Raw genomic sequence first — 12,966 nt, 5'->3', positions numbered from 1 at the left:
GGGCGCTTGCGCGGGAGGCGGGTGGCACGGGTGCGAGGCGCGAGGCCTGCCGGGGGCGACATGGTAAGGCATGCGCGGCCGGCCCCCTGAAAACGCGGTCAGGTACGCTTGTGATCGATGCGGGTTTCCCGCACGGTCGAAGCTCACGGCGAGGGGCGGGGGTTCTGATCCCGTGGAGGAAGCGGTCGTTTCGAGGGGGCGTGTCCTGGCGGGTGTTGGCGCGTAGTGCCCCGTGGGAAGAAGGAGATGGGGAAAAGCAGGGGCAGAGGTGTGTCCCTGCCGCAGATGTGTCCGGTAGACCGGGCAGCCCTGTGGATCGCCGCACGCGGTTCACATACGCTTCCGGCACCCGCATCCGACGACGGTTGTTCGATGGCTTCCAAGGACTGCCTCACCGCCCTGATGTTCGCGCTGGCCGCGACCGCCGCCGGTTTCGCCTGCGCCGCGCCGCCGGGGCCGGCTGGCGGCAGGCCGGGCACGTCGGTGCCCGCGGGCGATGCCGCGTTGTCGCGCCAGGCGGGCCCGCCCGGGAAGCCGGCATCGGGCGCGCCCGGCCCCGCCTTCGAATACGCCTACATCCCGCCGGCCTCGCGCGACCTCAAGGACATATACCGCCGCGTGCGCGAGGCCGACCTGTGGCGGCAGCTGCCGGAGGTGCAGGAGATCGACGGCATGTTCGCTTTGCCGCGTCGCCTGCGCTTCGTCACCGCCGAGTGCGGCGAGCCCGGCGCGTTCTACCGCCCGGAGCAGGCCGAGGTGGTGCTGTGCTACGAGACCCTGCGCGCGCTCTACGCGCAGGGCCAGGCGCACCAGCAGGCGCTGGGGCTGGGCAAGGACCATCCGCTGCGCTACCTGCGGGCCAACGTGCGCTTCATGGTGCTGCATGAAACCGGCCACGCGCTGGTGGACCTGCTGGACCTGCCGGTCACCGGCCGCCAGGAAGATGCGGTGGACCAGCTGGCGGCGATCCTGATGCTGCGCTTCGGCGGACTCGCCGAGAGCCCGGGCGAGGTGATCGACGACCTGCGCCTGGTCGCCAACTGGATGCTCACCCGCAGCACCGGCGCCTATGACCTGGACGCCTTCGCCGACGAGCATGCGCTGGGCGAGCAGCGCTTCTTCAACCTGCAATGCCTGATCTACGGCACCGATCCGGACGACTTCGCCGGCATGATCGAAGCCGGCGACCTCACCGCCGCCCGCGCCGCCGGCTGCCCGCGCGAAAGCCGCCAGACCAGCCGCGCCTGGGTGCGCCTGCTGCTGCCGCACCTGGCGCCGGAGAGGGAGGCGTATGCGGACGAGGCGGTCCGGTATCTGGAACGGGGTGGGTGAGGTCGCGCAGGCTGGCGATGCTCAGGCAGCCCGCATCACCTCACGGCAGGTGTTGGCACCAGTACTGGATCTCGCTGCTCTTGCTCGGTTCGTAGACGTACTGGAAACCGCTGAAGCCGTAGGCATCCTTGCGCGCATCGAAGGGCGGTCGCCAGGTGGCCTGGTGGATCAGGACCGGATCGCCGCTGCTCATGCCATAGGTGTAGGCGCGGATGGATTCCCCGGTGGTGGGCAGGTCGGCATAGACCAGCTTGAACTCGAAGTAGCGGCCGATCTTGCGGCCTTCGACGGTGTAGGGCGTGGCCGTCGGTGCCGCGTCCACGGTCCATTCCTCGCCGCCGTAGATGAGGTGGCAGCGTGCGGTCGCGGCCTGCGCGGCGCCGCACGCGAACAGCCCGCAGAGCAGCAGGCCACACGGCAGGAACGTGCGCATGGGGGGCTGCATCACGGGGATCCCTTGCACAGGTTGACGGTGGTCGCGCCGGCCTGGCCGCAGGGGCTGGCCACGCTTCCGGCGGGCCATGGCACGCCATCGGCATCGAGCCTGGCCACGTGCGTGCGCCAGCTGCGCACGCCTTCCGGACCGACCTGCGCGGACAGCACCCAGCCGGTGGTGGTGGCTTCGGTCTCGAAGCTGTTGAACAGGAAATTGCCGAGGCTGTAGATGATCGGCTTGCCCTTGTAGACGTCGGCGCCCTGGGTCACGTGCGGGTGCCCGCCGACCACCATGTCGGCGCCGGCGTCGATCATGCGCCGGGCGAATGCACGCAGGCGCGGGCTGGGCTGGGCTTCCTCCTCCCAGCCCCAGTGCAGGTAGGGGATCACGATGTCGGCGTGGTGGTCGCGGCGCGCGGCGACGATGTCCTCGATCACCTGTTCGTCCTCGCCGCTCCAGGCCACGCCCGGGCGGGTCGCGTCGGCCTCGAACGAACGCGGCTTGAACTCGACGTAGCCGAGCAGGGCGATGCGCAGGCCGTCGCGTTCCAGGATCAGCGGGGCATGCGCCTCGGTGGCGTTGCGGCCGCCGCCGAAGCCGGGAAGGCCGGCGCTTCGCATCAGGTCCAGTTGCTCGGCGAACGCTTGCTTGCCGAAATCGCCGGAGTGGTTGTTGGCCAGCGACAGGCCGTCGAAGTGGCGCTTGAGCACCGGCAGCACGTTCGGATCGGCGCGGAAGGTGTAAGGCTTGGCCAGCGCGTCGCCACCGGTGGCGACCACGCATTCCAGGTTGCCGATGCGCAGGTCGTGCGCATCGAGCAGGGGCGCGAAGGCGCGGAACGGATCGATGCCGGCGGTAATCAGTTCACCGGGGCGCTCGGCGACCATGACGTCGCCGACGAAGACGATCGAGACTTCGCGGTCGGGCGATGCGGGCGCAGCGATGGCGGGTACGGGGAGGGGGGACAGGCCCCAGGCGAACGCGGCGAGCAGGAAGGGGGCGATTCGCGGCGCATGGGCTGGCGAAGCGGAGTGCGACGCCGGGCGCCGCGGGCCGGCGGCGATGAAGGCCTTCAGCCCGAGGCATACCCTGATTGAACCTGTTGCCATCGATCCGCTCCCCAGCGGGTACCTGACCAGTTCCCGGGTGATCCGGGTGCCTGCCGCCCATGACGCGATCGTACTCCGTATGTAGTGTTGGGCCCTTGCGTAGGAGCGGTCATGACCGCGACACCGAGGCGGTCGGAACGGGCGATGCCTTGGGATCCGGCGGCGTCGGTGTCGCGGTCATGCCCGCTCCTACAGGGGCGGGTTAGGGTTTCTGTAGGAGCGGAATTCAGGCCGCGAAGCCGAGTTGGTCGGCACGGGCGACGCCCTGCGGGATCCGACGGGCTCGGTGTCGCGGTCATGCCCGCTCCTACAAGGGCGGGTTAGGGTTTGTGTAGGAGCGGACTTCAGGCCGCGAAGCCGAGTTGGTCGGCACGGGCGACGCCCTGCGGGATCCGGCGGCGTCGGTGTCGCGGCCATGCCCGCTCCTACAAGGGCGGGTTAGGGTTTCTGTAGGAGCGGACTTCAGGCCGCGAAGCCGAGGTGTTCGGCACGGGCGACGCCCTGCGGGATCAGACGGGCTCGGTGTCGCGCTCATACCCGCTCCTGCGAGGGCGTGGCCCGCTTCGCCTTGCTCAGGGCACGCCGGTGAGCTCGGCGCTCAGCGCCACCAGCCGCGCACGTGCCTGCGCATCGCCGGCTTGCGGGTCCATCGGGGACACCGGCTTGCCTTCGAGGTAGAACGCGCCGGGCTGCAGCGTCGGTGCGGTGACCAGGCCCATCACGTGGTCCCGGCCCTCGGCGACGGTGGTGCGGGCGGGGATGCCGATGCCCTTGACCATCGTGGTGTCCATCAGCGTGGCCGGGTGCAGGGAGATCATGGTGACGCCGCGCCCGGCGAACGCGGGGGCCAGCTGCGTGGTCATCATCGCCTGGGCCAGCTTGCTCTGCGCGTAGCCGCGATGGTGGGCGCCGGGTTTTTCCAGCATGACGTCGTCGAAATCGATCGCCGCCGCGGCGCCGGAAGAGATGTTGACGATGCGCGAGGGCGCGGCCGCTTCCAGGTTCGGCAGCAGCCTGTTCACCAGGATCCAGCCGGCGAGGTAGTTCACGACGAACTGCAGCTCGTAGCCGTCTGCATTGGCGCTGCGTTGCGGCGCGTTGTTGAAGGCGATGCCGGCGTTGTTCACCAGCAGGTCGAGCCTGGGATAGTCCCGGGCGATGGTGTCGGCGAAATCGCGCGTGGCCTGCAGCGAGGAGAAGTCGGCGGCGATGAAGCGGGCCGAGCCCTTGCCGGCCCGGGTGATCTCGTCGACCACGGCCTGGCCGCGCTGCGCGTTGCGGCCATGGACGATGACGTGCGCACCGTCGGCGGCCAGGGCCAGGGCGAGCTCGCGCCCGAGCCCGTCGGTCGAACCGGTGACCAGGGCGGTCTTGCCGGCGTAGGAGAGCGGGGCGTCGGCGGCCTGCGCCTGCCGCGGTGCGACGGCAAGCAGGACGACCACGGCGATTGCGGCGAGCAGGATGCGCATGACGAAGCTCCGTTCGGGCAGTGGCCAGCATAGGCCAGGAACGCGGCCGGCGGCTGTGGAATCCGCTCCAGGGGCGTGCTATAGGCTGCCCGTGCCCGTCCGGGCACGTCGCGGGAAGCTTCAGATGAAAGCAGCCATCGCATGCGCAGCGCTTGCCGGTTTGCTCGCCCTGGCTGGGCACGGTTTTGCACTGGCCTAAGGCGGTTGCGGTATGAACAGCAACAAGCCCTGCGCCGAGCAGGGGAAACACAGCGCCAAGGAGCCGGCGTACGCCGGCATGAACAGCAACAAGCCGGCCACGCAGAAGGTCGAAACGGTGCCCGCGCGCGCGGACGTGCAGGCCCAGGCGCCGCAGGAAACCGCGGCCAAGGCGACGCTGACCGGGGTCGGTGGCAGCGACCTCAAGGTCAAGCCCAAGCCGCCCAAGACCACGGAGAAAGAACCCGCCCGGTAGCGTCGGCGTGAAGCGGCGTCGTGGCGCCGGGTCCGGCCCGGCGGCCCCGATGCGACCCCCGGCCGGGATCAGGCCGGCAACGCGCGGTTGCGCCCTTCGGCCTTGGCCCGGTACAGCGCTTCGTCGGCTGCGTGCAGCAGGTCATCGGGCGTGCCGCCCCGCGCCGGACGCACGCTGGCGGCGCCGATGCTGATGCTGAGGCGGCCGGCCACGGTCGAGGCGCGGTGCGGGATCGACAGCTCCTGCACGGCGGCGACCAGTGCGTTGGCCAGGGCGAGCGCGGCGTCGGGGTCGCAGTCGGGCAGCAGCAATGCGAACTCCTCGCCGCCGTAGCGCGCGGCCAGGTCGGTTGCGCCCCGGACCTTCGCGGCCAGGGTGCTGGCCACGGTGCCCAGCGCGTCGTCGCCGCCTAGGTGGCCGTAGCTGTCGTTGTAGGCCTTGAAGTCGTCCACGTCGGCCAGCAGCACGGCCAGCGGCGCATCGCGCCGGGCATGGTCGTCCCAGGCCTGCAGCAGCCGCCGGTTGAATTCGCCGCGATTGGCGATGCCGGTGAGCGCATCGATCGCGGCAAGGCGGCGCAGCTGCGCGTTGGCTTCGCGCAGGGCGTCGGTGCGCTGGGTCACCTCGCGGGTCAGCGACAGTTCGCGCCGGCGCGCGGCGCGCAGGCGCAGGCGGACCAGTGCGGCTATCGCACCCAGCCCGGCCAGTACCACCAGCAGGCGCAGCCACCACGTCTGGTGCCACAGCGGCAGCAGGGTGAACTGCACCGAGGCGCCGTCCTGGTTCCACACGCCGTCGTTGTTGCTGGCCATCACGCGGAACACGTAGTCGCCGGGCGGCAGGTTGGTGTAGTACGCGGTGCGCAGGCTGCCGGCCTGGTTCCAGCCGCGGTCGAAGCCTTCCAGGCGATAGCGGTAGCGCACCGCGGACGGGGCGACGTAGCTCATCGCGGCGAACTGCAGTTCCAGGCGCTCCACGCCCGGCCCCAGCCGGCCGGGATCCAGCGGATCCACGTCCACGCCATCGACCAGCATGCGTTCGACCGTCACCGGCGGCGGCTGCGGATTGCCCTGCATGCTGTCCAGGTCGACCACGACCACGCCCTTGGCGGTGCCGAACCACAGGCGGCCGTCGTCGCTGCGCGCGGCCGGGGTCTGCGACGCACCGTTGCCCTGGGCGTTGAGCATGCCGTCGGCGGTGCCGAACCAGCGCGGCTCGACCTGCGGCTTGCTGCCGTCGTCCAGCGCCTGCAGGTCGGCCTTGGCGATCCGGCCGATGCCGCGGTTGGAGCTGAACCAGAAGTTGCCGCGTCCGTCGTCGAGCAGGGCGAAGACCGCGTCGCCATGGAAGCCGGCGCGTTCCAGGTAGCGGGTCACCACGCCGTCGCGGATGCGCACGATGCCCACGCTGGTGCCCAGCCACAGGTCGCCTTCGGGCGTGGGATGGAAGGCGAACACGCTGGTGCCGGGCAGGCCGTCGGTGCCGCAGCGATCGAGCACGCCGGCGTGCAGGCAGCGCAGGCCGCTGCGCAGGCCGATCCAGAGCCGGCCGTCGGGGTCTTCGTAGAGGGCGCGGGTGTCGTCGCCGCGACTGCCCTCCACCACATGCACTTCGTCGCCTTCGATCCGCGCCACCCCTTGCAGGGTGCCGGTCCACATGCCGCCTTCGCGCGCCGGCGCGAACGCGAAGACGATGGTGCCGGGCAGGCCGTCGCCGATGCCCAGGTTGCGCGCCTTGCCATCGCCGTCGAAGCGGGTGACGCCTTCGGTGCCGCCGACCCACAGCCGGCCTTGCGCGTCGGACACGATCGCGCGCACCAGCTGGCTGGGCAGCTGCGCGTTGTAGCCGACGGCCGGTTCCAGGGCCTGGTCGCGGTAGCGGGCCAGGCCGCCACCATCGGTGCCGATCCACAGGTCGCCGCCCGGGACCTGGTGCACGGCGCGCACGGCGTTGGAGGCCATCTGGCCTGTGACCGTGACCAGCTTGGACTGGCTGAGCCGGTGCAGGCCGCTGGAGGTGGTGCCGATCCACAGGTTGCCTTCGCGGTCCTCGAACATCGAGCGCACGGTTTCTCCGTGCATGCCGGCGAGGCGCTCGTTGCAGGTGAAGCGCTCGGCGGTCAGCCGGCACAGGCCCATGTCCAGTGGCGCGAACCAGACCGTGCCTTCGCGGTCGCCGAACAGGTGGTAGATGCGGCGGCCGTCGAGCGCGGCCGCGCGCGGCTCGCGATGGAAGCGGCCGTCGCGGAAGAACGCCGGGCCAGCCTGCGTGCCAACCCATGCCGTGCCGGCCGCGTCGATGGCCAGGCTGTAGACCGCATTGCTGGGCAGGCCCTGCTTCTCGTCGTAGACCTCCACCCGCTGGTCCTGCCAATGCACGACGCCCACGCCGTCGGCGGCGATCCAGACCCCGCCGTCGGGAGCGGCGACGATCGCCCGGTAGAAGCCGCGCGGCGGGAAGCCGTCGGCGTCGCCGAGCAGTCGTGGCTCGCCACCGACGATGCGGACCACGCCGGCATTGGTGGTCAGCCACAGCGCCCCGGCGGTGTCGGTCACGATGCCGAACACGCTTTCGATGCCCTCGGGCAATGGCACCGGTTCGAGGGTGCGTCCGCGCTGCCGGTACAGGCCGCCGTTGAGGGTGCCGACCCAGATGCCGCTTGTGCCGTCGGCGCTGACCGCGGTGATCGCCGAGCTCTTCAGGGCCGGGGCGCTGCGCGGGTCGATGGCGTCGAAGCCGGCGCCGCTGTGCCGGACCAGGCCACCGTACGTCGCCAGCCAGATGGCGCCGTCGCCCTGCTGGGCGATCGACAGGACGGTGCCTTGCGGCAGCTGGTTCTCGTACCAGACATGGGTGAACTGCCCGATGGCGCGCTGGGGGTCCAGGGCGCGGGCGGGGCCGGTGGGGAGGGTGGCGCACAGGACGGCGCACAGGAGGCCGCGCAGGACATGCGAAAGCAGCGCGCAGGCGCGCTGGACATCAATGGACATGCGGCATTCCGACATCGGTCCCCTAACCGGTCTGTGCGCATGGTACCAGCAGCGGTGGCGCGGGCCTCTGGAAATCGGGGTCCGAGTGCGGTTTCCAGCGTCGGGGAGCGCGCTCCAGGACGCGCGCCACGGGGTGCGGCGGCGGCCTGTCGTTGCGGGACCGCCGGGTCTGGCCGGGAAGAGGGCGAGCAGGCGGCATCCCGGATGCCGGTGCGTGTATCCGGCGGCAGCTGCCGCCGCCTGCCAGGCGCAGGAACTCGGGAACGGAACCGCGGTCGCACGTCATCGGCCGACCCGACGCGGTACGATGCCGCACCCCCTTGATTGCACGTCGCGACTTCCTGCCGTGATCCTCCGCATGCGGGCCCGCAATCCCCACGACCCCCTGGCGGCATGAGCGACACCACGAAGCAACCGGCACCCGGAGCCGAGCCCCGGATCACGCGCCAGCAACCGTGGATCGCCGCGATCCTCAGCGTGTTGCTGCACGTGCTGTTCCTGCTGATCCTGCTGTGGTCGTCAAAACCCATCGTGACCACCCCGCAGGGCGCGTCCAGCAGCGGGCGGATGAAGGTCAATTTCGTCGGCGAGCCGGCGCAGGCCGAACAGGACGCGCCGGTCAGCCCGCGACCGACGCCGACCCAGACCGCCAAGCCCCAGGCCAAGCCGGTGGTGCGCGAGCGCGCCGACCCGGGCAAGCCGGTGCTGGAGGCCACCTTCATCCAGCCGCCGAGCGAACCGGAGCCGGAGCCCGAAACGCGCGAACGCCAGGAGTCGCCCAGCGACAGCCAGGCCCAGGCGCCCGCGGCCAGTTCGCCGGCTCCGGCGCAGCGCCGGCCGGAGACCTGGACGGGTCGGCCACCGGGCATGCTCGAGGAGGACGTCGCCAACGACGACGGGCGCGGGCGTGGCCCGGTGGAGCGCGACGGCAACCAGCGCGACATGGCCGCCGGCGAGCCGAGCATGGACGTGGGCGGCTTCCAGATCATCTACGACCTGCTCGGCGAGGAGCGCCTGCGCGGCTGGATCGAGGCCGGCATGAAGGAGGTGTCGATCCCGCTGCCGGGAACCCGCTACCTGATGGTCTGCCCGGCCGAGGTCGCGCTGCGGCGCGGCTCCAGCAAATGCCGCCTGCTCGACCCGGGCGATCCGGAAATGGACGGAGTCGGCGATGCGCGCCAGGTGATCACGGTGATGTACGTGTACAAGCGCGGCGAACTGGTCTGGCGGGGGCCGGGGCCGTACCGGTGAGCGCCGCGGTATCCAGGCGCGCCGCGGGTGCCCGGATGCTCCGTTCCCGCCATCGCCGCGCTTTCCGTACCATGCCCGCATGAGCACCCGTCCCTTGCCGGCCACGGCCCGCCCCGAGCCGCCGCACGTCCTCCCCGAGAGCCCCGACGTATACAAGACCCTGCTGGAGTCGACCCGGGCGATCCCGTGGAAGATCGACTGGGCGAGCATGCGTTTCGCCTACATCGGCCCGCAGATCGAGACGCTGCTGGGCTGGGAGCAGGACAGCTGGCAGACGGTGGACGACTGGGTGGCGCGGATGCATCCGGACGATCGCGGCACGGTGGTGGACTTTTGCGTGTCCCAGTCCCGGGCCGGCGTGGACCACGAGGCCGACTACCGGGCGCTGACCCGCGACGGCGGCTACGTCTGGATCCGCGACGTGGTCCACGTGGTCCGCGATGCGGCCGGCGAGGTGGATTCGCTGGTCGGCTTCATGTTCGACATCAGCCAGCGCAAGCACGACGAGGAAGAGCTGCTGCGGCTGCATCGGGATCTGGAGCAGCTTTCGCTGACCGACAGCCTGACCGGAATCTCCAACCGCCGCAGCTTCGACCAGTGCCTGGAGATCGAATGGAACGCGGCGCGGCGCAGTACCCAGCCGCTGTCGCTGGTCGTGCTCGACCTGGACCACTTCAAGCAGTTCAACGATGCCCACGGCCACCTCGCCGGCGACGAGTGCCTGCAGAAGATCGCCGGCGCGCTGCGGGCGATCGCGCGACGCCCCCGCGACATCGTGGCCCGTTTCGGTGGCGAGGAATTCATCCTGCTGTTGCCGGAAACGGGCGCGGCCGCAGCGGCTTTGCTGGCCCAGGAGTGCGTGGCGCGGATCGCCGCGCTGCGGATCGCCCATGGCGGGCAGGGCGCCGGTGCGTTCGTCACCGCCAGCCTGGGCCTGGGCACCGTCGCACACGTGGACGCAGGCGCGACGGCGCGCGATTTCCTGGAGGCCGTGGATGGTTGCCTCTACGCGGCCAAGCGCGCCGGCCGCAACCGGATCGAGACGCTGCAAGGCACGGCAACGGACCGGCCCCAGGCCTGACCGGGGCACCGTCACGCGTGCTGTCTCTCGGGGATACCCGAAGCGGACGGCCAGGCGTGCAGCGGGTGCGCCGATCCTTGTTCGGGCGCGGGTACTGCACGGGTACACGCGCGGAAAACCGGTCTGACGAGGCCGTGCCGCTGACGACCTTGGCGGCGAGGGCGCGCATGCGCCCGATGTGCGTCGCTGCCGCTACAGCTCGATGCGGAAGTGCAGGCAGTTCACGCCCATGCCCTCGCGGAAGTAGAAACGGTGCGCCTGTTCGCGCTGCACGCCCGAATCCAGGTGCAACTGGGTGCAACCCAGGCGACGGGCCTCGGCCTTGAGCCAGTCGAGCAGGGCGCGGCCGTGGCCTTTCGAGCGGCGGCGGCCATCGGTGCTGAGGTCGTCGACGTAGAGGATGTGGCCGCCGGCGTAGAGCATCCGGAAGCTGCGGAACCCGGCGACTGCGACGACCTCGCCGGCGTCATCGCGCAGCGCGGCCAGGCGGTAGCCTTCGCGCATCATGCTTCGCACGGTCGGCAGGTAGTCGCCGGGCGCCAGGGCCGTGCGCAGTTGCAGCATCACGGCGCGCGTCGCCAGGATGTCTTCGTCCGTGCGTGCCTCGCTGATCATGTGCCGGCTCCCGGGGGGTATCGGTCGCAGGCTAGGCGCATCGCCTGGGTCGCACCATGCGGCCATGGACGTATGCCGCGCTGGCGCGGCGTTCGGGATGATCGGCTAGGATCGGGGCCGGCAGACGGCGTCGACCTGCGGTGCGGTCGACGCAGGGACAGGCCTGCGACATCGGCCATGCAACGGAGGCGGCATGCGGATTCACGGATGGGTGGTGTACGCAGGCCTGCTGTGCGGCGTGGCGAGCGGCGTGGCGCATGCCGGCAGCGACGACGCGTCGATCGACCGGGACGACCAGCAGGTGATGAGCACCATCGCCTTCCTCGATGCCCACCCGGACCTGAAGTACCGGCGCGAGGGCTGGCTGGCGTTCGAGGCCGGCGACTACGCGACGGCGATCGGCCACTTCACGAAGGCGGCCCGCTTCGGCGACAAGATGTCGCAGGCGATGCTCGCGGAGATGGCGTGGAAGGGGCAGGGGCAAACGGTGGATCGTCCGCTCGGCTATGCCTGGGCGGACCTGGCCGCCGAACGCGGTTACCGGCAGTTCGTGGCGCTGCGCGAACACTACTGGGGCCAGCTCACGCCGCAGGAGCGGGAGCGCGCGATCGAGGTCGGCCAGCCGCTGCTGCCGCTCTACTCGCAGGAAGTGACGCAGGTGACGATGAGCAAGCACCTGCGCAAGGCGCGGCGCTACATGATCGCCGGCCGGGTCAGCCGCGGTGGGGATGTGTACGTTCCGGGCGTGGGTGGCCTGTGGACCAAGATCCGTGGCCACGACTTCTACGCGGAGAAGTTCTGGAATCCGCAGCGGTACCAGGAATGGACCGATCAGGTGTGGAAGGACCCGCCCAGGGAGAACGTGGACGTCGGCGAGCCGACCACGATCCCGGGCAGGCAGTAATCCGGGACGGGCTTACCCGCGCAGTACCGCCTCGATCGTGGCGATGTCGATCTTGCGCATCGTCATCATCGCTTCGAACGCGCGCCGGGCCACGGCCGGGTCCGGGTGGGCGATGGCGTCGGTCAGCACGCGCGGTGTGATCTGCCAGTTCAGGCCCCACTTGTCCTTGCACCAGCCGCAGGCGCTTTCCTGGCCGCCGTTGTCGACGATCGCGTTCCACAGGCGGTCGGTCTCGGCCTGGTCGTCGGTGGCGACCTGGAACGAGAACGCCTCGCTGTGCTTGAAGGCCGGCCCGCCATTGAGGCCGATGCAGGGGATGCCCAGCACGGTGAACAGCACCGTCAGCACGTCGCCCTGCTTGCCGGAGGGGAAATCGCTGGGGGCGTGGAACACCGCGCCGACCGCGCTGTCGGGGAAAGTCCTGGCATAGAAAGTCGCAGCCTCGAGCGCCGCGCCGTCGTACCACAGGCAGATCGTGTTCTTCGGGGTCATCGGGGGTTCCTTGAGGTATTGCCGGTTGTATGGGTCCGACGGATGCCTGGGTTGGAAATCGACACGGCGGTTCGCGGGGTAGCAGCTGAGGCCGGGAGTAGAGCGGAAGCGGGATCAAGCGGGAGAGAAGGTCGCCGCGGGCACGGTGAAGGGGTTGGCGCAGCTCCGCGCAAGCCTGTCCGCCCGCGATGTCGCGGGCCTGTCCCCGGCCGCGGCCGCACTGCGTTGGAAGGCAATACATCCCCAGCGAGGTTCGGCCATGGCGACGACGGAGAAGAAGGCGACAAAGAAGGCGACGAAGACAGTGGCCAGGAAGGCCGGGGGCGGCGGCACGCCCGGCCGCGCCCGCGATATCACCGTCGCTCCCACCTACCGCCCGACCGTGGCGACCGGACCCTTGCGGGTGACCGCGCAGGGCGCCACGCTCAAGGATGACGGCCGCCTGATCATCGTCGTGCATGTCACCGATACCGACGGCGTGCCGGTGGCCGGACTGAAGGTCGCCAACTTCAAGCTCTGGCAGATGGGCCATCTGTTCGATTCGCTCGACGGATTCTTCGTGGTCGAAGTCGAAGGCGTCGCCGGCCTCGAGGGCACCTACCAGCTGGTGCGCAAACCCTGGTCGCTGGTCGGCAACGGCACCATCCCGTTCTTCGTCCGCGTGCAGAAGGGCGCGCTGCGCAGCGGCACGGCGATGACCTTCATCGTCAAGGTGCGCGAAGGGCTTGACGCGTAGGGCGTCGCTGCGCGCCGCGACGCATGCAGCGCCGGCATCGATTGTTGCCCGAAGGTGACGTTGTTACCCTGCCTCGGAACCTGGCCTCCATGGAACG

General features: G+C 70.5%; 12 protein-coding genes. 6 read left to right on the top strand and 6 right to left on the bottom strand.

From position 1 onward, the window contains the following. Positions 1–372 precede the first annotated feature (372 nt). Positions 373–1,332 (top strand): DUF4344 domain-containing metallopeptidase, encoded by a 960-nt coding sequence (locus CSC65_RS10855; protein WP_238390356.1) that lies wholly within the window; start codon positions 373–375, stop codon positions 1,330–1,332. A gap of 40 nt (positions 1,333–1,372) precedes the next feature. Here CSC65_RS10855 and CSC65_RS10850 read toward each other — a convergent pair whose 3' ends face one another. The 3 genes from CSC65_RS10850 to CSC65_RS10840 all read right to left on the bottom strand — a co-directional run bounded on the left by CSC65_RS10850 (position 1,373) and on the right by CSC65_RS10840 (position 4,346). After that, on the bottom strand, positions 1,373–1,777 hold the full coding sequence (locus CSC65_RS10850) for a hypothetical protein (protein WP_162410586.1): 405 nt from the start codon (positions 1,775–1,777) through the stop codon (positions 1,373–1,375). Next, positions 1,777–2,877, bottom strand: coding sequence for a CapA family protein (locus CSC65_RS10845; protein ID WP_162410585.1), 1,101 nt, complete (start codon positions 2,875–2,877; stop codon positions 1,777–1,779). Before CSC65_RS10845 ends, CSC65_RS10850 begins: the two co-directional genes overlap by 1 nt. 572 nt (positions 2,878–3,449) lie before the next feature. Further along, a complete protein-coding gene (locus tag CSC65_RS10840) occupies positions 3,450–4,346 on the bottom strand; it encodes an SDR family NAD(P)-dependent oxidoreductase (protein WP_162410584.1) in 897 nt (298 codons plus the stop codon). Between the two features lie 211 nt (positions 4,347–4,557). Here CSC65_RS10840 and CSC65_RS10835 point away from each other — a divergent pair, with 211 nt between their 5' ends. Beyond that, positions 4,558–4,800, top strand: a complete 243-nt coding sequence (locus CSC65_RS10835) for a hypothetical protein (protein ID WP_162410583.1) — start codon at positions 4,558–4,560, stop codon at positions 4,798–4,800. A gap of 68 nt (positions 4,801–4,868) precedes the next feature. Here CSC65_RS10835 and CSC65_RS10830 read toward each other — a convergent pair whose 3' ends face one another. Then, positions 4,869–7,790 carry a ligand-binding sensor domain-containing diguanylate cyclase gene (locus CSC65_RS10830; protein ID WP_162410582.1) on the bottom strand — a complete coding sequence of 974 codons (2,922 nt, stop codon included), beginning with the start codon at positions 7,788–7,790 and terminating at the stop codon, positions 4,869–4,871. Between the two features lie 393 nt (positions 7,791–8,183). On the opposite strand from CSC65_RS10830, the gene CSC65_RS10825 reads away from it, so the two are divergent. Together CSC65_RS10825 and CSC65_RS10820 are read left to right on the top strand one after the other, a co-directional pair. Then, positions 8,184–9,041, top strand: a complete 858-nt coding sequence (locus tag CSC65_RS10825; protein WP_162410581.1) for a hypothetical protein — start codon at positions 8,184–8,186, stop codon at positions 9,039–9,041. A 79-nt stretch (positions 9,042–9,120) separates the two neighbouring features. Then, on the top strand, positions 9,121–10,122 hold the full coding sequence (locus tag CSC65_RS10820; protein ID WP_162410580.1) for a GGDEF domain-containing protein: 1,002 nt from the start codon (positions 9,121–9,123) through the stop codon (positions 10,120–10,122). Positions 10,123–10,314: 192 nt separating this feature from the next. Here the strand turns inward: CSC65_RS10820 and CSC65_RS10815 are convergent, their stop codons facing one another. Then, positions 10,315–10,737 (bottom strand): GNAT family N-acetyltransferase, encoded by a 423-nt coding sequence (locus CSC65_RS10815; protein ID WP_162410579.1) that lies wholly within the window; start codon positions 10,735–10,737, stop codon positions 10,315–10,317. A 193-nt stretch (positions 10,738–10,930) separates the two neighbouring features. On the opposite strand from CSC65_RS10815, the gene CSC65_RS10810 reads away from it, so the two are divergent. Further along, complete coding sequence (locus tag CSC65_RS10810) at positions 10,931–11,641, top strand: sel1 repeat family protein (protein ID WP_162410578.1); 711 nt, start codon at positions 10,931–10,933, stop codon at positions 11,639–11,641. A gap of 12 nt (positions 11,642–11,653) precedes the next feature. Here CSC65_RS10810 and CSC65_RS10805 read toward each other — a convergent pair whose 3' ends face one another. Next, positions 11,654–12,133, bottom strand: a complete 480-nt coding sequence (locus tag CSC65_RS10805) for a VOC family protein (protein ID WP_162410577.1) — start codon at positions 12,131–12,133, stop codon at positions 11,654–11,656. A gap of 259 nt (positions 12,134–12,392) precedes the next feature. On the opposite strand from CSC65_RS10805, the gene CSC65_RS10800 reads away from it, so the two are divergent. Beyond that, the gene (locus CSC65_RS10800; RefSeq protein ID WP_162410576.1) at positions 12,393–12,869 is read left to right on the top strand and encodes a hypothetical protein; all 477 of its coding nucleotides are present in this window, start codon (positions 12,393–12,395) and stop codon (positions 12,867–12,869) included. Positions 12,870–12,966 lie beyond the last annotated feature (97 nt).

The organism is Pseudoxanthomonas daejeonensis, assembly GCF_010093205.1.
Classification (GTDB): Bacteria; Pseudomonadota; Gammaproteobacteria; order Xanthomonadales; family Xanthomonadaceae; genus Pseudoxanthomonas; species Pseudoxanthomonas daejeonensis.
The sequence above is the reverse complement of the archived record's forward strand: the minus strand, read 5'-3'. Positions and strand labels throughout refer to the sequence as shown.